18 protein-coding genes and 1 riboswitch are annotated in these 21,533 nt (G+C 72.1%); of the genes, 12 read left to right on the forward strand and 6 right to left on the reverse strand.

Translation table 11 applies throughout. The features are described 5' to 3' along the window. The first annotated feature begins 54 nt into the window (after positions 1–54). A complete protein-coding gene (locus tag ACZ4UX_RS13695; protein WP_465706725.1) occupies positions 55–675 on the forward strand; it encodes a MerR family transcriptional regulator in 621 nt (206 codons plus the stop codon). A gap of 216 nt (positions 676–891) precedes the next feature. Here the strand turns inward: ACZ4UX_RS13695 and ACZ4UX_RS13700 are convergent, their stop codons facing one another. Next, positions 892–2,169 (reverse strand): MFS transporter, encoded by a 1,278-nt coding sequence (locus ACZ4UX_RS13700; RefSeq protein ID WP_465706726.1) that lies wholly within the window; start codon positions 2,167–2,169, stop codon positions 892–894. Between the two features lie 231 nt (positions 2,170–2,400). Between ACZ4UX_RS13700 and ACZ4UX_RS13705 the strand changes: the two genes are divergently transcribed. The 3 genes from ACZ4UX_RS13705 (at position 2,401) to ACZ4UX_RS13715 (ending at position 5,909) form a co-directional block, all read left to right on the forward strand. Continuing rightward, positions 2,401–4,335 (forward strand): alpha/beta hydrolase family protein, encoded by a 1,935-nt coding sequence (locus ACZ4UX_RS13705; protein WP_465706727.1) that lies wholly within the window; start codon positions 2,401–2,403, stop codon positions 4,333–4,335. Continuing rightward, entirely contained in the window at positions 4,332–4,502 is a 171-nt protein-coding gene (locus ACZ4UX_RS13710) for a hypothetical protein (protein ID WP_465706728.1), read from the forward strand. The genes ACZ4UX_RS13705 and ACZ4UX_RS13710 overlap by 4 nt, the downstream gene beginning before the upstream one ends. A 96-nt stretch (positions 4,503–4,598) precedes the next feature. After that, a complete protein-coding gene (locus ACZ4UX_RS13715; protein ID WP_465706729.1) occupies positions 4,599–5,909 on the forward strand; it encodes a cytochrome P450 family protein in 1,311 nt (436 codons plus the stop codon). A gap of 254 nt (positions 5,910–6,163) precedes the next feature. Here ACZ4UX_RS13715 and ACZ4UX_RS13720 read toward each other — a convergent pair whose 3' ends face one another. The 4 genes from ACZ4UX_RS13720 to gcvT all read right to left on the reverse strand — a co-directional run bounded on the left by ACZ4UX_RS13720 (position 6,164) and on the right by gcvT (position 10,718). Next, positions 6,164–7,531 (reverse strand): L-serine ammonia-lyase, encoded by a 1,368-nt coding sequence (locus tag ACZ4UX_RS13720; protein ID WP_329489688.1) that lies wholly within the window; start codon positions 7,529–7,531, stop codon positions 6,164–6,166. Positions 7,532–7,676: 145 nt separating this feature from the next. Continuing rightward, positions 7,677–8,945 (reverse strand): serine hydroxymethyltransferase, encoded by a 1,269-nt coding sequence (gene glyA / locus ACZ4UX_RS13725; RefSeq protein ID WP_465706730.1) that lies wholly within the window; start codon positions 8,943–8,945, stop codon positions 7,677–7,679. 140 nt (positions 8,946–9,085) lie between these two features. Beyond that, positions 9,086–9,463: a glycine cleavage system protein GcvH gene (gene gcvH / locus ACZ4UX_RS13730; RefSeq protein ID WP_329489690.1), complete on the reverse strand. Its 378-nt coding sequence runs from the start codon at positions 9,461–9,463 to the stop codon at positions 9,086–9,088. 133 nt (positions 9,464–9,596) lie between these two features. Next, a complete protein-coding gene (gene gcvT / locus ACZ4UX_RS13735) occupies positions 9,597–10,718 on the reverse strand; it encodes a glycine cleavage system aminomethyltransferase GcvT (protein WP_329489691.1) in 1,122 nt (373 codons plus the stop codon). Positions 10,719–10,947: 229 nt separating this feature from the next. Then, positions 10,948–11,054, reverse strand: a riboswitch (glycine riboswitch). 252 nt (positions 11,055–11,306) lie between these two features. Here gcvT and ACZ4UX_RS13740 point away from each other — a divergent pair. From ACZ4UX_RS13740 to ACZ4UX_RS13775, 8 genes are all read left to right on the forward strand, one after another. Continuing rightward, the gene (locus ACZ4UX_RS13740) at positions 11,307–12,101 is read left to right on the forward strand and encodes an enhanced serine sensitivity protein SseB C-terminal domain-containing protein (RefSeq protein ID WP_465706731.1); all 795 of its coding nucleotides are present in this window, start codon (positions 11,307–11,309) and stop codon (positions 12,099–12,101) included. Between the two features lie 146 nt (positions 12,102–12,247). Next, positions 12,248–13,189, forward strand: coding sequence for an enhanced serine sensitivity protein SseB C-terminal domain-containing protein (locus ACZ4UX_RS13745; RefSeq protein WP_352289527.1), 942 nt, complete (start codon positions 12,248–12,250; stop codon positions 13,187–13,189). A gap of 708 nt (positions 13,190–13,897) precedes the next feature. Beyond that, positions 13,898–14,887, forward strand: coding sequence for an ABC transporter permease (locus ACZ4UX_RS13750; protein ID WP_352289530.1), 990 nt, complete (start codon positions 13,898–13,900; stop codon positions 14,885–14,887). 55 nt (positions 14,888–14,942) lie between these two features. Then, on the forward strand, positions 14,943–16,712 hold the full coding sequence (locus ACZ4UX_RS13755; protein WP_329489695.1) for an ABC transporter substrate-binding protein: 1,770 nt from the start codon (positions 14,943–14,945) through the stop codon (positions 16,710–16,712). Positions 16,713–16,810: 98 nt separating this feature from the next. Continuing rightward, positions 16,811–17,821 (forward strand): ABC transporter permease, encoded by a 1,011-nt coding sequence (locus tag ACZ4UX_RS13760; RefSeq protein WP_329489696.1) that lies wholly within the window; start codon positions 16,811–16,813, stop codon positions 17,819–17,821. Next, on the forward strand, positions 17,818–18,885 hold the full coding sequence (locus ACZ4UX_RS13765; RefSeq protein WP_352295271.1) for an ABC transporter ATP-binding protein: 1,068 nt from the start codon (positions 17,818–17,820) through the stop codon (positions 18,883–18,885). Before ACZ4UX_RS13760 ends, ACZ4UX_RS13765 begins: the two co-directional genes overlap by 4 nt. A gap of 34 nt (positions 18,886–18,919) precedes the next feature. After that, a complete protein-coding gene (locus tag ACZ4UX_RS13770; RefSeq protein ID WP_465706732.1) occupies positions 18,920–19,999 on the forward strand; it encodes an ABC transporter ATP-binding protein in 1,080 nt (359 codons plus the stop codon). A 133-nt stretch (positions 20,000–20,132) separates the two neighbouring features. Beyond that, positions 20,133–20,792, forward strand: a complete 660-nt coding sequence (locus ACZ4UX_RS13775) for a trimeric intracellular cation channel family protein (RefSeq protein WP_329489698.1) — start codon at positions 20,133–20,135, stop codon at positions 20,790–20,792. Here ACZ4UX_RS13775 and ACZ4UX_RS13780 read toward each other — a convergent pair. Further along, positions 20,728–21,486: an IclR family transcriptional regulator gene (locus ACZ4UX_RS13780; RefSeq protein WP_465706733.1), complete on the reverse strand. Its 759-nt coding sequence runs from the start codon at positions 21,484–21,486 to the stop codon at positions 20,728–20,730. The genes ACZ4UX_RS13775 and ACZ4UX_RS13780 overlap by 65 nt on opposite strands. Positions 21,487–21,533: the final 47 nt, after the last annotated feature.

The raw sequence follows: 21,533 nt of genomic DNA on the forward strand, positions 1-21,533 counted from the left end.
ACTATCTATGTTAGACAGTAGTGGTATCCAATAGCTAGGGGAAAGCGGAGCACCGTGCGCATCTCGGAGTTGAGCCGTCGTAGCGAGGTCCCGATCGCGACGATCAAGTACTACCTGCGGGAGGGCCTGCTGCCGCCCGGCCGCTCCACCTCCGCGACCCAGGCCGAGTACGACGAGACCCATCTGCGCAGGCTGCGGCTGGTCCGGGCGCTGATCGGGGTGCGGGGGCTCAGTGTGAGCGCCACCAAAGATGTGCTGGGCGCGATCGCCGCGCACGGCGGCGAGCAGCACCAGGTGCTCGGCCTGGCGGTCGGCGCCCGGCCGGCCGACGAGGACGCGGCCCGGCCGGCCACCGCCCCGGGCGCGGCGGAGGTCGACGCGCTGATCGCGGAGCTGGGCTGGGAGGTCTCGCCGTACGCGCCGGCCCGGGCAGTGCTGGGGGAGACCCTGGAGAGCCTGCGCTCGCTCGGCGAACCCGTCGACCGGCACACCCTGCTCCCGTACGCGGAACTCGCCGCGCGCACCGCCGTCCTCGACCTCGACCAGCTGCGGACCAGCGACGACCCCCTCGAACAGGCCGAACGCGCCCTGCTCCTGACCGTCCTGCTGGAGCCCGCCCTGCTCGCCCTGCGCCGGCTGGCCCAGGAGAACGAGTCCGCCCGCCGAAACGCCTGAGCCGATCAGGTCGCGGGCGAGGCAGGGGGCCGGCGTTCACGCGCGTAGGCGCAGGCGAGCTTGTCGCCGGCCATCACCAGCGGCCGCCAGATCCGCCGCATCGAGCTGCGCGAGGCCACCGCGGCGGGCTCGGACGCGGAGTACCGCGAGGAGGACTTCCGGTGAACTCCGCCACCGCGTGACCCTCGTCCACCGGGGTCTTCTCGGAAGACCAGGTCAGTCCGCGTCCCCGGTGGCCTGGAGGCGGCGCAGGGCCAGGATCAGATTGCCGCTGCCGAACGTCGCGAGCGCGGCGACGCCCCACAGGGTCGCCGCGACACCGGCTCGGTCCAGCACGGCGCCCGCGGCCAGGAAGCCCAGCGGCCCGGCCAGGGCGCTGATCGTGACCACGGCCTGCAACACCTTGGGCCCGAAGCCGTCCGGCAGCCGGGCGGAGAGCAGTCCCATCAGCGGCGCGTTCGCCAGGGGCGCGGCGGCCGCTGACAGGCCGACGGCGACGACGAGCACGCCGGCCGACACGGGCACCAGGAGCGTCCACAGGGGCAGCGCGACGCAGACCAGGGCCGTACAAGCGAGTCGTACGGGGGCGACCCGTGCCGCCAGCACATAGGCGGCCACCGAGCCCACCAGGCCACCGGCGCCATGGGCGGCGACCAGCAGGCCGCCGACCCTGGCGTCCCCCTCGAACCGGGCGAACGCCAGCACCGGCATGGTGATCATCAGGGTTCGCAGCATCAGCCCGAACACCACGGTGGACAGCATCGCCCGGCTCAGGAACCAGTCGCCGCACAGGTGCCGCACCCCCGCCCACAGGCCTTGGGGCCCGGCCGCGGACCCTCCGGCCCCGCCACCCCCTGCCGGGACGCGGCGCAGCAGCAGCAACCCGGAGAAGGCGAACGAGGCCGCGTCCAGCCACACCACCGATGTGGTCCCCACCAGCGGGATCAGCGCGCCCGCGAGCGCCGGTCCGGCGAACGCCGAGCCGTTCTGCACACCTGCCAGCGCGCTGTTGGCACGGGCCAGAGAGCGGGCGTGCGGGCTCAGCAGTTCCAGGGCCAGCACCCGCTGTGCCGCGTGGTACGGAACGGCCAGCGCCCCGAGCGCCACGACGATCGCCACGATGACGGCCAGATTGAGCGCGCCCAGGGTCTGCAGCAGCGGGATCAGCGCCACCACCGGAGCGCGGGCGAGATCGGAGACGACCATGGTCCGGCGGGCGCCCAGGCGCTGGATGACCTCTCCGCCCGCGAAGCCGAGCAGCGCCATGGGCAGCACCTGGGCCGCGAAGACCAGGCCCGCCCGGGTGGCCGAGCCGGTGCTCTCCAGCACCAGCCAGGGCAGCGCGAGCATGGTCATCTGGGTGCCCAACGCCGTCACCGCGCCCGCGACGTAGACCGCCGTCAGCGCACGGCTCGGCCTGCCACCCGCTGTGCCGTTCGGCGCTCCGCCGGGTGGGACGGGGGCTGCGTCGGGCCGGGTCGCCGCGATCGTCATCGGGTCGCGCCTCTCTCCTCGGTGGGTCCGGGCCATGTGGTCGCCCCCGCACCCTGTCGCCCGCCCGCCGTCCGGTGCCAGGGAAGGACCGGCAGCGGCTCACTGTCGGCGCCGCTGCGCCTTCTTCCCTGCCACGCAGCCCGCCCGACCGGCAGTGTGAGGGCCGTCGGAGCCCACCACAGCCAAGGCCACCGGCAGCGGAAGCGGACACCGACGAAGGGAGGGACGGCGATGAGCGGCGGTATCGGAACGGCGGTGCACGTCCCGTCCTTCGCGGCCCGCGACGGACGGCGAGCGGTCGAGACCCGGTATGTGGACGGTCTCCCGCAGATCGTGGCCTGGGACCTGACGACGGGTCGGCGCCGGCAGGCGACCACCGCACCGCTGGGTGTGGAGACCGCCGCCATCGAGCCGGACGGCCACGGCCTGTGGTGGTTCGACGCCGCTCCCGGCGGTCAAGGCCGCTGGCTGCGCGGGCCGTTCGAGGGCGGGCACCCGCGCCCGGCGCTCGACGGCGTACCCGCCGGGCGGATGCACGGCCTGGCCTTCGACCCCCGCGGCGGCCTCGCCGCCGTCGGCGTCGGGGTCGCGGACGGCTCGCGGTACTACCTCGGCCGACCGGGCGAGCGCGCCCGCCTGGTGGCCGAGGAGCCCGGCTATGCGGCAGTGGTGGGCCTGGCCCCCGGCGGCGGACTGCTGGCCACCGCGGGGTGCCCGGCCGGACCGCCCGCGGTCCGGCTGTGGTCACCGGCCTCCGGCGTCCTCGTGGACGCCATTCCCGGCCCAGCGGGGGACGGCGACGGCGGCGCGGTGTGGGCGCTGGGCTTCCGCCCGGACCTCACCACCGCACGGCCGGAACTGCTGCTCGTCCTCGAACGCGCGGGCCGCTACACCCTGGCCTTCTGGCGCCAGGGCGAGGGGATCCGTACGCACGGTCCCGGCTCCGCCCTCGACTTCGATACGGAGATCACCGCCTGCTGGTACGGGCCCGGCCGCACGGCGCTGGTCCAGCAGGACCGGGCGGGACGCAGCCGCCTGCTCCGCGCCGACCTCGACCGCGGTACGACGACGGTGCTTCCCACGCCCGAGGGCACGATCATCGACTTCTCCTGCGCACCCGACCGCACGGTCCACTGCCTGTGGAGCCGCGACGGCGAACCGCCCCGGCCACTGATCTGCCACCCGGAGAGCCCGGAGAGCCCGGAGCACCCGGAACCCCCGGAACGTCCCGACCGCTCCGGCCACGCCGGCCGCTCCACGACGGCGTCACGCGGCACGCCGCCCGGCGGAACGACCGGATCCGGGCGCCGCGAGCTGTGGACGCGCCGGCCGTACGGGCAGATCCACAGCTTCGTGGCCACCCCGCCCGGCCGCAGGGCGGGCCACCGCCCCTGGCCGACGGTCTTCCTCGTCCACGGCGGACCCCACACCCACGACCGGGACGCCTATGACGCCCGGACCGAGGCCCTGGTCCGGGCCGGATTCGCCGTGGTGCGCACCAACTACCGCGGCTCGACGGGCTACGGCCCCCGCTGGCGGGACGACTTCGGCCACCGGGTCGGCCTCGCCCAGCTCGAAGACCTCGCCGCGGTGCGCAGCCACCTCATCGACGCGGGAGTCTCGGAGCCGGGCCGTACCGGCCTGTGCGGCTACTCCTGGGGCGGCTATCTGACGCTGCTGGCGATGGGCGTCCAGCCCCGGCTGTGGGACGTCGGGCTGGCCGTCGCCCCGGTGGCCGACTACACGGCGGCGTACCGGGCGACGACGCCGGCGCTGCGGGAGGTCGACGACCGCCTCTTCGGCGGTACCCCCGAGCAGGTGCCGCACCGCTATCGCGCGGCCTGCCCGATGACCTATGTGGGCCGCGTACGCGGCCCGCTCTTCCTCGCCGCCTCGGCGGACGACGAGAAGTGCCCTCCGGAACAGATCGAGCGCTATCTCGCCGCGCTGCGGCGCCGCGACGTCCCGCATCGCGTCCGATGGCTCGGCGGCGGACACGACGTGGGCCGTGACCCAGCCGGACACGCCGCCGCCTGGGCCGCCATGGTGCGCTACGCCGACGACGCGCTGCGCGCCTCCCCCAGAACCGCCGACCGCCGCACCATCGGGCGGACCGGCTCGCACCACCCCGTCCACCACCACACCGAAGAAAGGTCAATCCCATGAAGCGTCACGGACTGCGCGTCGACCCCATCAGCGCCACCGAGCGGGAGCGCGGGATCATCATTCCGCCGGACCACCAGCTCACCCTGGACAAGGCGGTCCCGGTCCGGCCGAACGGCCAGGCGCGGACCTGCACCCCCACCCGCACGGAGAAGAACGCGGAGAAGTAGTCGCCTCTGCAGTGAGCCCGAGCTGCGCCGTAGCGGGGTGCCATGCCCGGCACCCCGCCGCGGCGCCGGCAGTGCCGGTGAGGACAGGAGAACATCATGACCACAGCTACGGCAGCGACGGCAGCACCCCGGACGAACGGTCCCCGGCCGGACAAGCACCAGCCGGACAAGCCCGAGACGACAGCACCGCGCCAGAACCCGCCGACGTTCCTCAGCGACCCGTACCCGACCCTGGCCAGGATGCGGCAATCGGCCCCGGTCTCCGTGCTGCACAGCGACGGCGGCCTGCGCCTGTGGATCATTCCGCGCTACGACGATGTCCGGGCCGCGCTCTTCGACCCCCGCTTCGCGCAGGATGTGCGGCGCGCCCAGGCCCTGGCCGACAGCCGGGTCGAGGGCGTCAACCTGGGCAGCGAGATCACCCACATGCTCAGCAGCGATCCGCCCGACCACACCCGCCTCCGCCGCGTGGTCCAGGCGGCGTTCAGCCGCAAGCGCGTCGAGGCGATGCGGCCGATGGTCGAGCGCATCACCCTCGAACTCCTCGACGGGCTGGACGCGGCAGCCGCGCGCCACTCGACCCGCACCACCACCACCGTCACCGTGGACCTGGTACGTGACTTCGCCTTCCCGCTGCCGATCCTCGTCGTCTGCGAACTGCTCGGCTTCCCGCCCGAGGACCGCGACCTCTACCGGAAGTGGTCGACCGCCATCGTCACCCAGGAGGGCGACCACGCGGCGTTCCAACAAGCCGTCCAGGAGATGGGCTCGTACGTCCTGGCCATCGCCGACCGGCGGATCCGCCGCAATGACCGTCCCGCCGATCTGCTCACCGAGCTGCTGGAAGCCCGCGAGCGCGGAGAGCTGACGGACGACGAGATCGTGGGCATGGTCGCCCTGCTGCTGATCGGCGGGCATGAGACCACCGTGAACCTGCTGGGCACCTCCTGCCTCGCGCTGCTGCGCGATCCCGGCCAGGCCGCCTGGCTGCGCGCCGATCTCACCCGGGTGCCCAGGGCCGTCGAGGAGTTCCTGCGCTACGACTCCCCCATCTGCATGGCCACCACCCGCTTCACCACCGAGCCGGTGGACGTCGGAGGGGTGGAGATCCCGCAGGACGAGTTCGTGCTGCTGTCCCTCGGCGCGGCCAACCGCGACCCGGCGCGCTTCCAGGACCCCGACCGCCTCATCCTCGACCGCCGGGACGCCGGCCATCTCGCCTTCGGCGGTGGCATCCACCGCTGCCTCGGGGCCCTGCTCGGCAAGCTGGAGACCGAGATCGCGCTCACCGCGCTCCTCGCCCGCTTCCCCGGAACGACCCTGGCCTGCCAGGAGCGCGACCTGCGTTGGCGCAACACGATGATGCTGCGCGGCTTGGAGGCGCTGCCCCTCACCCTGCGCCGCTGACCCCGCCCCGCCCCGACCCGGTGCGCGGAAGGAGGCCTACCGGGGGAAGCGGGAGGCCGCGGTACGCCAGGCGCCGGCTCCGTCCGCCGCGAGACTGGAAATCCCTGGCCGGCATGGTGCGGACCAGGGATCTGCCAGGGAGTCCTCAGGGAGGTTCAGAGCTGTCCGAGGGGCCTTTCAGGCACTTCGGGCCGTGTGAGCGGAGCAGGGCCTGGCAGCTTTGACGGAGAAATCATGCAGGTCAGCACGCTTGCCTAGCACTCGATGACGTTGACGGCGAGGCCGCCGCGCGAGGTCTCCTTGTACTTGATCTTCATGTCGGCGCCGGTCTCCTTCATGGTCTTGATCGCCTTGTCGAGGGAGACGTGGTGGCGGCCGTCGCCGCGCAGGGCCATCCGGGCGGCGGTGACGGCCTTGACCGAGGCCATGCCGTTGCGCTCGATGCAGGGGATCTGGACCAGGCCGCCGACCGGGTCGCAGGTGAGGCCCAGGTTGTGCTCGATGCCGATCTCGGCGGCGTTCTCGACCTGCTCGGGGGAGCCGCCGAGGACCTCGGCGAGGCCGCCGGCCGCCATCGAGCAGGCGGAGCCGACCTCGCCCTGGCAGCCGACCTCGGCGCCGGAGATCGAGGCGTTCTCCTTGAAGAGCATGCCGATCGCACCGGCGGCGAGCAGGAAGCGGACGATGCCGTCCTCGTCCGCGCCCGGGATGAAGTTCAGGTAGTAGTGCAGCACGGCGGGGATGATCCCGGCCGCGCCGTTGGTGGGAGCGGTGACGACCCGGCGGCCGGAGGCGTTCTCCTCGTTGACGGCCATCGCGTAGAGGGTCACCCACTCCATGGCGTTGGCCGGGCCGATGCCCTCGGCACGCAGGGCGCGGGCGCCCGAGGCGGCGCGGCGGCGCACCTTGAGGCCGCCGGGGAGGATGCCCTCGCGGGACATCCCGGCCCGCACGCACTCCTGCATGACGCGCCAGATCTCCAGCAGCCCGGCCCGGATCTCCTCCTCGCTGCGCCAGGCCTTCTCGTTCTCCAGCATCAGGCCGGAGATGGACAGGCCGGTCTCGCGGCTGAGGCGGAGCAGCTCGTCGCCGGTGCGGAAGGGGTACTTCAGCACGGTGTCGTCCGGCTTCACGCGGTCCGCGCCCAGCGCGTCCTCGTCGACGACGAAGCCGCCGCCGACCGAGTAGTAGGTCTTCTCCAGCAGCAGGCCGCCGTCGGCGTCGAAGGCCCAGAGGGTCATCCCGTTGGCGTGGTACGGCAGCGAGCGGCGCCGGTGCAGGATCAGCTGGGTGCCGGGGTCGAAGTCGATCGGGTGGGCGCCGAGCAGGTCGAGCCGCTTCTCGGCGGTGATCCGCTCGACGTCCCGGTCGGCCTGGTCGACGTCGACCGTGCGGGGGGAGTTGCCCTCCAGGCCCAGCAGGACGGCCTTCGGGGTGCCGTGGCCGTGGCCGGTGGCGCCCAGCGAGCCGAAGAGCTCGGCGCGGACGCTCGCCACCCCGGTCAGCAGGTCCTCGGACTTCAGGCGGCGGGCGAACATCCGGGCGGCGCGCATCGGGCCGACGGTGTGGGAACTCGACGGGCCGATGCCGATGGAGAAGAGGTCGAAGACGCTGATGGCCACGGAGGACGTCCTTGTCTGGTCTCGTGGAAGGACTTGCAGGCGGGGTGCTGACACGGAACGGGGCACCGCGCGCACTGTCCAGTGTGCGCGGTGCCCCGGAATCCCAGGTGACCAGGCGAGGTGAGCCCGGTCACCCGTGTCCGAACTACAGGTTCGGGTAGAGCGGGTACTTGTCGGCGAGGGCGGTGACCCGGGCCTTCAGCGCGGTGGCGACGTTCTCGTCGAAGGCGGGCTTCAGCGCCTCGGCGATGATGTCGGCGACCTCGCGGAAGTCCTCGGCCTGGAAGCCGCGGGTGGCCAGGGCCGGGGTGCCGATCCGCAGGCCGGAGGTGACCATCGGCGGGCGCGGGTCGTTCGGGATGGCGTTGCGGTTGACCGTGATGCCGACCTCGTGCAGCCGGTCCTCGGCCTGCTGGCCGTCGAGCTGGCTGTTGCGCAGGTCGACCAGGACCAGGTGGACGTCGGTGCCGCCGGACAGCACCGAGGCACCGGCCTCGGCGACGTCGGCCTGCAGCAGGCGCTCGGCCAGGATCCGGGCACCGTCCAGGGTGCGCTGCTGGCGCTCCTTGAACTCCTCGGAGGCGGCGACCTTGAAGGCGACGGCCTTGCCGGCGATCACGTGCTCCAGCGGGCCGCCCTGCTGGCCGGGGAAGACCGCGGAGTTGATCTTCTTGGCCCACTCGGCCTTGGAGAGGATGACGCCGCCGCGCGGGCCGCCCAGGGTCTTGTGCGTGGTGGTGGTGACCACGTCCGCGTACGGCACCGGGTTGGGGTGCAGGCCCGCGGCGACCAGACCGGCGAAGTGCGCCATGTCGACCATCAGCAGGGCGCCGACCTCGTCGGCGATCCGGCGGAACGCGGCGAAGTCCAGCTGACGGGGGTAGGCGGACCAGCCGGCGATGATCAGCTTCGGCTGGTGCTCCTTGGCGAGGCGCTCGACCTCGGCCATGTCGACCTGGCCGGTCTTGTCGTCCACGTGGTACGCGGCGACGTTGTAGAGCTTGCCGGAGAAGTTGATCTTCATGCCGTGGGTCAGGTGACCGCCGTGGGCCAGGCTCAGGCCCAGGATGGTGTCACCCGGCTGGATCAGCGCGAACATCGCGGCGGCGTTGGCCTGCGCGCCGGAGTGCGGCTGGACGTTGGCGTGCTCGGCGCCGAACAGGGCCTTGATCCGGTCGATCGCGATCTGCTCGACCACGTCGACGTGCTCGCAGCCACCGTAGTAGCGGCGGCCCGGGTAGCCCTCGGCGTACTTGTTGGTCAGCACCGAGCCCTGGGCCTCCATGACCGCCACCGGGGCGAAGTTCTCGGAGGCGATCATTTCCAGGGTGGTCTGCTGGCGGTGCAGCTCGGCGTCGACTGCGGCGGCGATCTCCGGGTCGAGCGAGTGCAGGGACTGGTTGAGAACCGTCATGGTGTGGTCTTCCCAGGGAGGAGAGAAGGAGGTGCCGCGCCTGGCACGCCCCACGGAAGGGTGGCGGCGGGCGACCGGAGGGCGGAGGAGGCCCGGTGGCCGGGGCGGCCGCCGCACTGCGGCCACCCCGAACGGCCGGCTCAGGCCGGGTTGGTCAGGGCGTTGTACTCGTCGGCGCTGAGCAGCTCGTCGGTCGACTCGACGCGCACCTTGAACAGCCAGCCACCCTCGAACGGGGCGCTGTTGACCAGGGAGTTGTCGTCCAGGACGTCCTGGTTGACCTCGGTGATCTCGCCGGTGACCGGCGAGTACAGGTCGCTGACCGACTTGGTGGACTCCAGCTCGCCACAGGTCTCACCGGCGGTCACGGTCTCGCCGACCTCGGGCAGCTGCACGTAGACGATGTCACCGAGCGCGTCGGCGGCGTGGGCGGTGATGCCGACCGTGGAGACACCGTCCTCGACGGCGGTCAGCCACTCGTGCTCCTTGGTGTACTGCAGGTGCTGGGGGTTGCTCATGGCGTCATTCTCCAGGATGGGAAGCGGGTACGACGAAGCGGGCCGCCGGACGGACGGCTTCGACGTGGATCTTCGGAGGGTCAGGCCCGGGCGGGCGCGCTCGTGAGGCCTCGGCGGGCGCGCCCGAACGGCGTCAGCGGGCGCGCTTGTAGAACGGCAGCGCCACGACCTGCACCGGCTCGTGCTTGCCGCGCACGTCCACCGCGACGGTGGTGCCCGGGGCGGCGTGCGCCGCGTCCACGTAGGCGATCGCGATCGGCTTGCCCAGGGTGGGGGAGGGCGCGCCCGAGGTGATCCGGCCGATCGGCTCGCCGTCGGCGGTCACCACGGTGTACTCGGCGCGCGGCACGCGCTTGCCCTCGGAGACCAGGCCGACCAGCACCCGCGGCGGGTTGGCCTCGGCCGCGGCGGCGGCCTGCTCCAGGGCCTTGCGGCCGACGAACGCGCCCTCGTTGGTGGTCTTGTCGAAGCGGACCACCCGGCCGAGGCCGGCGTCGAAGGGGGTCAGGTCGGTGGAGAGCTCGTGCCCGTAGAGCGGCATGCCGGCCTCCAGGCGCAGCGTGTCGCGGCAGGAGAGGCCGCAGGGGACGAGCCCGCGGCCGGTGCCGGCCTCGGTCAGCGCCGTCCAGATGTGCGCGGCGTCGCCCGGGTTGCAGAAGATCTCGAAGCCGTCCTCGCCGGTGTAACCGGTGCGGGCGAGCAGCACGTCGCGGCCGGCCACCTGGGCCGGGAGGATCGCGTAGTACTTCAGGCCGGGCAGGTCGGCCTCGGTGGTGTCGGCCAGGATCGCGGTGGACTCCGGGCCCTGGACGGCGATCAGCGAGTAGGTGTCGCGGTCGTCGGTGACGACGGCGTCGTAGCCCTTGGCGCGGGCGATCAGCTCGTCCAGCACCAGCTGGGCGTTGGAGGCGTTGGCGACGACCAGGAAGGCGTCCTCGCGCAGGCGGTAGACGATCAGGTCGTCCAGGATGCCGCCGTCCTCGGCGCAGATCATGGTGTAGCGGGCCCGCAGCTCGCCGAGCGCGGAGACGAAGCCGACCAGCGCGTGGTCCAGCATCGCACCGGCCTGCGGGCCGGTCACGGTGATCTCGCCCATGTGGGAGAGGTCGAACAGACCGGCCTTGGTGCGGACGGCGAGGTGCTCCTCGCGCTCGCTGCCGTAACGCAGCGGCATGTCCCAGCCGGCGAAGTCGGTCATGGTCGCGCCGAGGGCGCGGTGCAGCGCGTCGAGCGCGGTGAGGCGGAGGGACGACATGGCCTGGAACTCCTCGGTCTGGGCACTCAGGTGTGCGCACGCCGGACCGGACCCGCTCGGGGACCGAGCCTGCGCGCGGGCATGCGGCGGCTGGGTCTCCCCATCTGTCGTCGAACCTGAGAGCTTCACCGCACGCGGGCCCGCAGCGCTTCACAGCTAACAGGACAGCATGGCGGCTTGCACCGTGGGTGGGCGCGCGACAGGGCCGTGCGCCGCTTTCCAGATGTGCCTAACCCGTGCGGTAGGGGGGCCTGAGAGATTCCGGGGAGGACTTGCTCCTTCGGCGCCGGCTGTACCGCCTCTCGGGGGTACTCCGGACTCTCCCGCGCGGGTTCGAGCGGCCGGTATGGAGTTGAGGTTCTCGGCGGGGAACACCCGCAGACGCGGACATCATGGCACGTCCCGGCGGAAGACGGGAGAGGGGCCCCGGGCCCGGCCCCGCCCGGCGGGCTCGGCCCGCACCCGCCACCGCCAGCCCACCGGTACCGCCCCGGCCCCGTACCGACCGGTACCGGCGCGCACCGCGGCCCCGGCCGCGGGCCCGCTAGGCTGCTCGGCGTCGGCGAACAGAGGACGGTACAGCGGCGGATGGGGTACCCGGTGGAGCAGCAGCAGGGGTGGGGCGGCCCGGAGGCGGCATTGCCCGGCGGTGGATGGCCCGCGAACGAGCTGGAGCAGGTGCTCACGGCCGCGCTCGGCGATCCCGGCGCGACCCCCCGGGTGTTCGAGGTGCTCGCCCGCAGCCAGGTGTGGATCCCGCTGCCGGCCGGCGGCGACCCCCAGGGCCAGGCCCTGGACCTGCCGACCATCGAGCTGGCCGGCGACCCCTACGTCCCGGTCTTCTCCTCGCAGGAGGTGCTCCTCCAGCAGGCGCCCGGGATGGCCTTCGCGATCGCGCCGGTCTGGGAGTTCGCCCGCGGGCTGCCGCTGGGCGTGGGCATCGCGGTGAACCCGGAGGCGCCGGTGGGCATCCCGGTGCCGCCGCAGGGCGTCGCCGAGCTGCGGCGCGGGCCGCGCGAGGACCGCTGGGACGCCCCGGAGGCGCCGACCGGCGGCCGGGTGGCGCTGCGCGAACCGGTACCGGGCGAGGACCCGGAGGCCTTCCTGGCCGCCTGCCGGTACGAGCTCTCGGGCCTGCCCGGCGTCCTGACCGCCAGGCGGGCGCTGGCCAGCGTGGAGGGCGAGCCGACGGTGATGTTCGTCGGCGTCCAGCTCGATCCGGCGGCCCCGGCCGAACCGGCGGCCGTGAACGAGGCCCTGGGCCGTGCGCTGGGAACCGCGCCGCTGCCCGGCGGCGTCCACCTCGTACTGCTCGACCTCGCGGAGGACCCCGTGGTCGAGTGGCTGCTCAACCGGGTCCAGCCGTTCTACGCACGGATGTGACGCGTTCCTCCTCGCCCGGCACCGGGCCGGAGGCCACCGCCGGGCACGTCGGCGTGGCGGTGGCGGGTGGCGCCCCATAGGGTGCCTGCAGATGACCGCCGGGCCGGCGGCAGGTGAGAGAAGAAGAGGCGCAGCGAGGTGGGCGCATGAGTGCGGGAGCGGTAGCGGGCGGTGCACCGGGGCCCTGGGGCCAGGCACCCGCCGGGCGCCCCGGCGCGGATCCGAGAGCGCTGGAGCACGCCCTGCGCGAGGTCGCGCCGGAACGCTGGGAGGCGTACGAGGCACTGCTGCACGCGCTGGCCGCGGGGCAGGTCTGGATGCTGCTCTGGCACGGCACGCCGGGCAGTCCGGACGCCCAGTACGGGAACATGGAGATCAGCGGTCACGGCTACGCGCCGGCCGTCACCTCGCCCGAGCAGCTGGCGGCGTCCGGCTGGGCGCGGGCGCACGAGGTGATCTCGGGGCGTGAGATCGCCGCCTCGCTCTATCGCACCCGCTGGGGCCTCTGGCTGAACCCGCACGCCCCCGGCGGCGGCGTCGGGGTGCCCTGGGCGGACCTGCGCCGGATCGCGGCCGGCCTGGACCGGCTGCCGGCCGGGCCGCTGAAGCTGAGCGAACCGCAGGTGCAGGCCCAGCAGTTCTTCGCGCTGCTGGAGCGGCAGGCGGTCGAGGTGCGGGCGGTCAAGGCGTTGCGCCGGGCCTGGGTGCAGCCCTCCGTGGGCGAACCGTACCTGGCCATCGGGCTTGAGCTGTACGAGAGTTCGCCGCCCACGGTGGAGGCCGTCCGGGCGCTGATGCAGCGCGCGATCGCGGTCGCGCCGGAGGGGCTCGCGGTCTCCACCGTCGCCATGGGGGACGAGTACGACCCGGTGGCGCTCTGGATGCGGGCCAACGCGCGGCCGTTCTACGACCGCGAGGCGGGCGGCCACGGCCGCTCGCAGGCCGCGCCGTACCCGCCGGTGCCGCCGCCGCCCTACGCCTCGCAGGCGGGCCCGGCGTACGGCTACGGCACCCAGGCGCCCGGCCCGGTGTGGCCGGGGCAGCAGCCGCCGCCGCAGCAGCCCTGGCCCGGCTACCCGGGGCGCTGACGCCCGCACGGACGACGCGGCGGGCGCCGCGGTGCCCGCGCCGCACGCCGGGCGTTCCGGCGCCCGTGCCGGGGCTCCGGGCATGGCGGTGTCGGCAGCGCACGCCGGGCATTCGGGCGCCGGCACCGCACGCCGGGCATTCCGGCGACCGTGCCGCAACTCCGGGCAGACCCGGTGTTCGTGTCCCAACTACGGGCACTTCGGACACCTGTCGCAAGCACGGATGTTCGGGTGTTCTCGGCGCGGTAACGGGTAGTCCGGGTGTATGCACCCAAAGCCCTCCACCAGGACCGACATGACGATCCGTCATGTCGGTCCTGGCATTTCCGGTCGGATTTCCGGCTGGTTCGGTGCAGCCTCTTGACATGCATGTAACAGCTGTGTGAAGAGGGATATGCCGAAGATCCAGAGGTGCATGCCGACAGATCACAGTTGGGCATCTCTCGGTTGTCAGGGCTGGCGCAAGCCAGTTCGGATGGCAGAGAGTTCTGCGCAACGCACCGCGCGTACTGGGTGCCCCACGAGGGTGAACGCGCTGGCGGACCGCTTGAGCCTCGCGACGCCCATCCCGCGCGGCCGCAGTACCCGAGCACGTCGCACCGCTGAACACCCGCACCTGAACCTCCGCACGTCCGCACCAGCCGTACCGCCGAACCGGCGACCGGCACCCGTGGGCCGGCCACCGTCGGCGAGGGGACCGAACTGACCATGACCGCACCCATCAAGACCGCCGGGAACACGCCGGAGGCAGCCGCCGCCGCGAGCCCGGCCACGAAGATCGAGGGCCGCTCGCTCGGCCGGATCGCCTGGACCCGTTTCAAACGGGACAAGGCCGCCGTCGCCGGCGCCGTCGTGGTGATCCTGCTCGTCCTGCTGGCCGTGCTGGCCAAGCCGATCGAGTCGATGTTCGGCCTGGACCCCGACGCCCTCAACCAGGACCTCCTGGACGCCAACCTCGGTGGTCTGCCGTTCGGCGACTGGGGCGGCATGAGCCTCGACCACCCGCTCGGCGTGGACCCCCTGCAGGGCCGTGACCTGCTCTCCCGGGTCATCGAGGGCTCCTGGGTCTCGCTGCTCGTCGCCTTCGGGGCGACCCTGCTCTCCAACACCCTCGGCACCGTGCTCGGCGTGATGGCCGGCTACTACGGCGGCTGGGTGGACGCCCTGATCAGCCGGGTGATGGACGTCTTCCTGGCGTTCCCGCTGCTGCTCTTCGCCATCGCGATCTCCGCCTCGCTCCAGGGCGGCGCGTTCGGCCTGCACGGCCTCCCGCTGCACATCGGCGTGCTGATCTTCGTGATCGGCTTCTTCAACTGGCCCTACATGGGCCGGATCGTGCGCGGCCAGACCCTCTCACTGCGTGAGCGCGAGTTCGTCTACGCGGCCCGCAGCCTGGGCGCCCGGGGGCCGTTCATCCTGTTCAAGGAGCTGCTGCCCAACCTGGTCGGTCCGATCCTGGTCTACTCGACCCTGCTGATCCCGACCAACATCCTCTTCGAGGCGGGCCTCAGCTTCCTCGGCGTCGGCATCCAGGCCCCGCAGGCCTCCTGGGGCGGGATGCTCAACGACGCGATCAAGTACTACCAGGTGGACCCCCAGTACATGGTGGTCCCCGGTATGGCGATCTTCCTCACGGTGCTCGCCTTCAACCTGCTCGGCGACGGGCTGCGTGACGCCCTCGATCCCAAGAGCAACTGACATTCCGTCAGGACCCTCCGATCCGCCACCACTTCCTCAAGGGGTTGATCTCACCATGCGTAGGTCCCGTACCGTCGGACTGACCGCAGTGGCCGCCGCCGCTGTCCTGGTCGTCACCGGGTGTACCTCCGGTTCATCCAAGAGCGGGGGCGACTCGTCGTCCTCCGCCGCGTCCGGCGGCGGCGCCGACGCGGCCACCAAGGGCATCGTCAACGCCTCGGACAAGAAGGGCGGGACGGTCACCTACGAGATGAAGGGCACGCCGGACTCGCTCGACCCCGGCAACACGTACTACGCCTACATCTACAACTTCTCGCGCCTGTACGGGCGTCCGCTGACCACCTTCGCGCCGGGCCCCGGCGACGAGGGCAACAAGCTCGTCCCGGACCTCGCCGAGTCCATGGGCCAGCCCAGCGCGGACGGCCTGACCTGGACGTACAAGCTGCGCGCCGGTCTGAAGTACGAGGACGGCAGCGCGATCACGTCCAAGGACGTGAAGTACGCGGTGGAGCGCTCCAACTTCGCGCCGGACGTGTTCTCCAACGGTCCGACGTACTTCAAGGACCTCCTGGTCGACAACCCGACCCCGTACGCGGGCCCGTACAAGGACGCGGCCGGCGACCTCAAGTCCATCGAGACGCCGGACGACCTGACCGTCGTCTTCCACCTGAAGCACGCCTTCGCGGACTTCGACTACCTGGTCTCGGCCCCGCAGACCGTCCCGGTCCCCAAGGACAAGGACAAGGGCGCCGACTACGTCAAGCACCCGATGGCCTCGGGCTCCTACAAGTTCGAGTCCTACGAGGACGGCAAGCAGCTCACCCTGGTGCCGAACACCAGCTGGGACGCGAGCACCGACACGATCCGCAAGCAGCTCGCGGACAAGATCGTGCTCAAGATGAACATCGAGCAGTCCACCATCGACAAGGACCTGCTGGCCGGCAACGCCCAGGTGGACCTCGTCGGCGGCGGCGTCGACCCGCAGACCCAGGCGCAGATCCTGCAGAACCCGAAGCTGAAGGCCAAGACGGACAACGCCTACGGCGGCCGCCTGGTCTACACCGCGATCGACAGCCAGGTCGCGCCGTTCGACAACGTCGAGTGCCGCAAGGCCGTGCAGTACGCGATCGACAAGGTCTCGGTGCAGACCGCGGTCGGCGGCCCGATCCGCGGCCAGATCGCCAACTCCGTCCTGCCGGCGGACATCCCCGGTCACCAGGACATCAACCTGTACGAGACCAAGGACAACAAGGGCGACGAGGCCAAGGCCAAGGAAGCCCTCAAGGCCTGCGGCAAGGAGGGCGGCTTCAACACCGTCCTGAGCGCCCGGACCGAGCGCGCCACCGAGATCGCCGCCGCGACCTCGATCCAGGCCGCGCTGAAGAAGGTCGGCATCAACGCCGAGATCCAGCAGTACCCGCAGGGCAAGTACCTCTCCGACAACGTCGGCGTGCCGGCGAAGAACAAGGAGAAGAACATCGGCCTGATGATGATGCAGTGGGGCGCCGACTGGCCGACCGGCTACGGCTTCCTGCAGCAGATCGTCGACGGCCGCGCCATCAAGGAGGCCGGTAACAGCAACCTGGCCTCGCTGAACGACCCGGCGATCAACAAGCTGCTCGACGACGCCGCCGTCAACACCGACAAGGCGGCCCGCGAGAAGATCTACGCGGAGATCGACAAGAAGGTCATGGAGCAGGCGGTCTACGTCCCGCTGACCTACTTCAAGGTGTTCCTGTACCGCTCGGACACCGCCACCAACGTCGTCTCCACCTCGGCCTTCTCGGGTGAGTACGACTACCTGAACATCGGTACGACCAAGTAAGAGCCTGGCTCCGTATCCCTGAAGGCAGGTGAAGGCAGCGGCGCCCGCCGCCGTCCGGAAGATCCCGGACGGCGGCGGGCCGCCGGAGCCGACCAACTGTGTTTGCCTACATCCTCCGCAGGACGCTCGCGGCCGTGGTGCTGCTGCTGGTGGTCAGCGCGGTCACCTTCGCGATCTTCTTCCTGCTGCCGCGCCTGGCCGGTGAGACGACCGACCAGCTGGCCACGCAGTACATCGGGAAGAACCCGTCCCCCGAGGCGGTCGCGGCGGTCAAGAAGAACCTCGGCTTCGACCAGCCGATCTACGTCCAGTACGGGCGCTTCCTGAAGGCGCTCGTCACCGGGGCCGAGTACAAGTTCGGCCCGGACGCCGCCACCTGCCACGTGCCCTGCTTCGGCTACTCCTTCAAGAACCACCTGGAGGTCTGGCCCGAGCTGACCAAGCGCATCCCGATCACGCTGTCGCTGGCCATCGGCGCCGCCGTGCTCTGGCTGGTCTCCGGCGTCACCACCGGTGTCATCTCCGCGCTCAAGCCGAAGTCGATCTTCGACCGGCTCTCCATGGGCGTCGCGCTGGCCGGTGTCTCGCTGCCGGTCTTCTTCACCGGTGCGCTGCTACTCACGCTCTTCAGCTACGAGTGGCCGATCCTCGACAACCTCCAGTACGTCAACTTCACCGACGACCCGCTGATGTGGGCCCGCAACCTGATCCTCCCGTGGATCTCGCTGGCCTTCCTCTACTCCGCGCTCTACGCCCGGCTCACCCGCGCCGGCATGCTGGAGACGATGAGCGAGGACTACATCCGCACCGCCCGGGCCAAGGGCCTGGCCGAGCGCAAGGTGGTCGTGAAGCACGGGCTGCGCTCCGCGCTCACCCCGGTCGTCACCATCTTCGGCATGGACCTCGGTCTGCTGCTCGGCGGTGCGCTGATCACCGAACAGGTCTTCTCGCTCCAGGGCGTCGGCGCCTTCGCCGTCTCGGCGATCTCCGACAACGACCTGCCGAAGATCCTCGGCGTCACGCTGCTCGCCGCGTTCTTCATCGTCCTCTGCAACCTCGTGGTTGACCTCCTGTACGCCGCTGTCGACCCCCGGGTGAGGCTGTCGTGACCGAGCTCCAGAAGACCCCGGCGCCGGTGGCCGCCGCGACCGGGGACCCGTTCCTCTCGGTCCGGGACCTGCGGATCCACTTCGACACCGACGACGGCCTGGTCCGCTCGGTGGACGGGGTCAGCTTCGACCTGCACAAGGGGAAGACCCTCGGGATCGTCGGCGAGTCCGGCTCCGGCAAGTCGGTCACCTCGCTCGGCATCATGGGCCTGCACCGCTCCAAGCGGGCCCGGATCAGCGGCGAGATCCACCTGGACGGCGAGGAGCTGGTCGCGGCCGGCCCCGAGCGGGTCCGCCAGCTGCGCGGCCGCGAGATGGCGATGATCTTCCAGGACCCGCTGACCGCGATGCACCCCTACTACACCGTCGGGGCGCAGATCATCGAGGCCTACCGGGTGCACCACCCGCAGGCGACCAAGAAGCAGGCCCGGGCCCGCGCGGTCGAGATGCTCGACCGGGTCGGCATCCCGCAGCCCGACCGCCGGGTGGACGACTACCCGCACCAGTTCTCCGGCGGCATGCGCCAGCGCGCCATGATCGCGATGGCCCTGGTCAACGACCCGTCGCTGCTGATCGCCGACGAGCCCACCACCGCGCTGGACGTCACCGTCCAGGCGCAGATCCTGGACCTCATCCGGGACCTCCAGGAGGAGTTCGGCTCGGCCGTCATCGTCATCACCCACGACCTCGGGGTGGTCGCCGAACTCGCCGACGACATCCTGGTCATGTACGGCGGCAAGTGCGTCGAGCGCGGCCCCGCCGAGACCCTCTTCGACGCGCCCCAGCACCCCTACACCTGGGGCCTGCTGGGCTCGATGCCGCGTCTCGACCGTGAGCTCCAGGAGCGGCTCGTCCCGGTGAAGGGCACCCCGCCCAGCCTGATCAACGTGCCGTCCGGCTGCGCCTTCCACCCGCGCTGCCCGTACGCCGGGCTGACCGGCGGGCGCTCGGCCGACGAGGTCCCCGTCCTGACCGAGGCAGCGCCCGGGCACCACGCGGCCTGCCACCTCGCCGCCGCCGACCGGCGCCGCATCTTCACCGAAGAGATCGCGCCCCGGCTGTGAGCCCGGTTTCGTATCACCATTCTGGAGAGAACCGATGACGGACACTCAGGCGGCGGCCCCCGAGCCCATGAAGAAGGTGCCCGCGCCCGCGCCCGCCCCCGACCGCGAGCCGCTGCTCCGGGTGACCGGCCTGACCCGGCACTTCCCGATCACGGGCGGCCTGCTGCGCCGCAACGCCGGGGCGGTCCGGGCCGTCGACGGCATCGACTTCACCGTCAACGCAGGGGAGACCCTGGGTGTCGTCGGCGAGTCCGGCTGCGGCAAGTCGACGATGGGCCGGCTGGTCACCCGTCTCGACGAGCCCACCGGCGGGAAGATCGAGTTCGAGGGCACCGACATCACCCACCTGGGCACGGGTGCGATGCGGCCGCTCCGGCGCGACATCCAGATGATCTTCCAGGACCCGTACTCCTCGCTGAACCCCCGGCACACCGTCGGCACCATCGTCGGCGCGCCGTTCCGGCTGCAGAAGGTGCAGACCGAGGGCGGCGTCAAGAAGGCCGTCCAGGAGCTGCTGGAGCTGTGCGGGCTCAGCCCCGAGCACTACAACCGCTACCCGCACGAGTTCTCCGGCGGCCAGCGCCAGCGCATCGGCATCGCCCGGGCGCTCGCCCTGCGGCCCAAGATGGTCATCGCGGACGAGCCCGTCTCCGCCCTCGACGTCTCCATCCAGGCGCAGGTGGTCAACCTGCTGGACGACCTCCAGCGCGAGCTGGGCCTGACCTACCTGATCATCGCGCACGACCTCTCGGTGGTCCGGCACGTCTCCGACCGGGTCGCGGTGATGTACCTCGGCAAGATCGTCGAGATCGCCGACCGGGACTCGCTCTACGCGTCCCCGATGCACCCGTACACCACCGCGCTGATGTCCGCGGTGCCGGTGCCGGACCCGCGCCGCCGGCAGCGCCGGGAGCGGATCCTGCTCAAGGGCGACGTGCCCTCGCCGATCAACCCGCCGTCCGGCTGCCGGTTCCGCACCCGCTGCTGGAAGGCGCAGGAGGTCTGCGCGGCCCAGGAGCCGCCGCTGGCGGCGCTGAAGACCGGGCACCAGGTGGCGTGTCACTTCCCTGAGAACAGTCCTGCCGGTGGCGAGAAGGTGCTCGCCACCGCGTGACGGGCCGGGGTGCGGTCGCCGGCTCGCGGCCGCATCCCCTCTGCGCGCCATCGGCCGTCACATGCTGTGACGGCCGATGGCGCGACCGTGACGGTCGTCCGGGCGCGGCGCCCGGGGGGTCCATAGTTGTCCGGTGACATCGCAGATCTTCCCCTCCGACGTGCAGCAGAGCCTGGACCTGGTCGGCATCTTCGTCTTCGCCCTCTCCGGAGGGCTGCTGGCCGTGCGCAAGAACATGGACATCTTCGGGATCTGTGTGCTGGCGGAGGTGACCGCGCTGGGTGGCGGGGTCATGCGCGACCTCGTCATCGGGGCCACCCCGGTGGCGGCCTTCTCCAACCTCGGCTACTTCAGCACGCCGCTGGCGGCCGGCCTGGTGGTCTTCTTCCTGCACCCGGAGGTCGAGCGGATCAACCGCGCGGTGCAGACCCTGGACGCGCTCGGCCTCGGGCTGTTCTGCGTCACCGGTACGGCCAAGGCGCACGACTACGGCCTCGGCGCGGTGGCCGCGATGGCGCTCGGCATGGTGACGGCGGCCGGCGGCGGCGTGATGCGCGACATGCTCGCCGGGGAGATCCCCTCGCTGCTGCGCTGGGACCGCGAGATCTACGCCGTCCCGGCCCTGGTCGGCTCGGCCCTCGTGGTGATCCTGATCGGCCTCGACCGGCTCACCGCGCTCACCGGGACGGCGGCCGCGCTGACCGCCTTCGGTCTGCGGATGCTCGCCCTCAAGTACGGCTGGCGCGCACCGCGGGCCTGGCACCGCAACGGTTCTCGCACCAGCGAGGAGTAGGCGAGCCCCCGTACGCCAGCGAGATCGCCTCGGCGGTGCAGAGCAGCTCGGGCAGCAGCCGGACCAGTTCGGCCGGCGGGACCCGGTCGGTCGGGGCGCTGACCGCGCAGGCGGCGACCGGCCGCCCGGCGCTGCCGGCCACCGGGGCCGCCACGCAGGCCACCGCCTCCCGGTGCTCGGCCGACTCGGCCGCCCAGCCCTGGCGGCGGACGGCGGCCAGCTCGGGAGGCAGCTCGTCCTCGCCGGCCCCGTCGTCGGGCAGACCGGCCAGCAGGACCCGGCCGATCGCGGTGCCGGCCGCCGGGGCGCGCCGCCCGATCCGGGTCGGCCGGGCGGTGTCGCTCCCCGGCCAGCGGCCGGCCAGCTCGTCCAGGTAGAGGACCTCGCCGTCCTGGAGCACGGCCAGCTGGACGGTCAGTCCCCAGCGCCGGTGGAGGGCGGCCAGGTAGGGCGCGGCGATCTGGCGGACGTCGATCTCCTCCAGCGCCCGGTGGGCGAGCGAGAGGACGCGGCCGCCGAGCCGGTAGCGCCGGTCGGACTGGCGGTGGACGAAGCCGTGCTCCTCCAGCGTGCGCAGCAGCCGCAGGGCCGTGGACTTGTGCACCCCGATGCTGGTGGCGGCCTGGTCGAGGGTGACCGGCCCGTCGCCGAGGGACCCGAGGAGGGTGAGGGCGCGGTCGACCGACTGCGACATGGCGCCCCCCAGTCCTGATCCGGTCCGGCCGATTTGCGGTGCCCGAC

The sequence above is a fragment of the Kitasatospora sp. NPDC028961 genome (assembly GCF_055564815.1).

Excerpts from the sequence above, each read along its gene's own strand:
- ACZ4UX_RS13700 (WP_465706726.1), bottom strand. The coding sequence starts at position 2,169 with ATGACGATCGCGGCGACCCGGCCCGACGCAGCCCCCGTCCCACCCGGC.
- ACZ4UX_RS13705 (WP_465706727.1), top strand. The coding sequence starts at position 2,401 with ATGAGCGGCGGTATCGGAACGGCGGTGCACGTCCCGTCCTTCGCGGCC.
- ACZ4UX_RS13710 (WP_465706728.1), top strand. The coding sequence starts at position 4,332 with ATGAAGCGTCACGGACTGCGCGTCGACCCCATCAGCGCCACCGAGCGG.
- ACZ4UX_RS13715 (WP_465706729.1), top strand. The coding sequence starts at position 4,599 with ATGACCACAGCTACGGCAGCGACGGCAGCACCCCGGACGAACGGTCCC.
- glyA (WP_465706730.1), bottom strand. The coding sequence starts at position 8,945 with ATGACGGTTCTCAACCAGTCCCTGCACTCGCTCGACCCGGAGATCGCC.
- gcvH (WP_329489690.1), bottom strand. The coding sequence starts at position 9,463 with ATGAGCAACCCCCAGCACCTGCAGTACACCAAGGAGCACGAGTGGCTG.
- gcvT (WP_329489691.1), bottom strand. The coding sequence starts at position 10,718 with ATGTCGTCCCTCCGCCTCACCGCGCTCGACGCGCTGCACCGCGCCCTC.
- ACZ4UX_RS13740 (WP_465706731.1), top strand. The coding sequence starts at position 11,307 with ATGGGGTACCCGGTGGAGCAGCAGCAGGGGTGGGGCGGCCCGGAGGCG.
- ACZ4UX_RS13745 (WP_352289527.1), top strand. The coding sequence starts at position 12,248 with ATGAGTGCGGGAGCGGTAGCGGGCGGTGCACCGGGGCCCTGGGGCCAG.
- ACZ4UX_RS13750 (WP_352289530.1), top strand. The coding sequence starts at position 13,898 with ATGACCGCACCCATCAAGACCGCCGGGAACACGCCGGAGGCAGCCGCC.
- ACZ4UX_RS13755 (WP_329489695.1), top strand. The coding sequence starts at position 14,943 with ATGCGTAGGTCCCGTACCGTCGGACTGACCGCAGTGGCCGCCGCCGCT.
- ACZ4UX_RS13770 (WP_465706732.1), top strand. The coding sequence starts at position 18,920 with ATGACGGACACTCAGGCGGCGGCCCCCGAGCCCATGAAGAAGGTGCCC.
- ACZ4UX_RS13780 (WP_465706733.1), bottom strand. The coding sequence starts at position 21,486 with ATGTCGCAGTCGGTCGACCGCGCCCTCACCCTCCTCGGGTCCCTCGGC.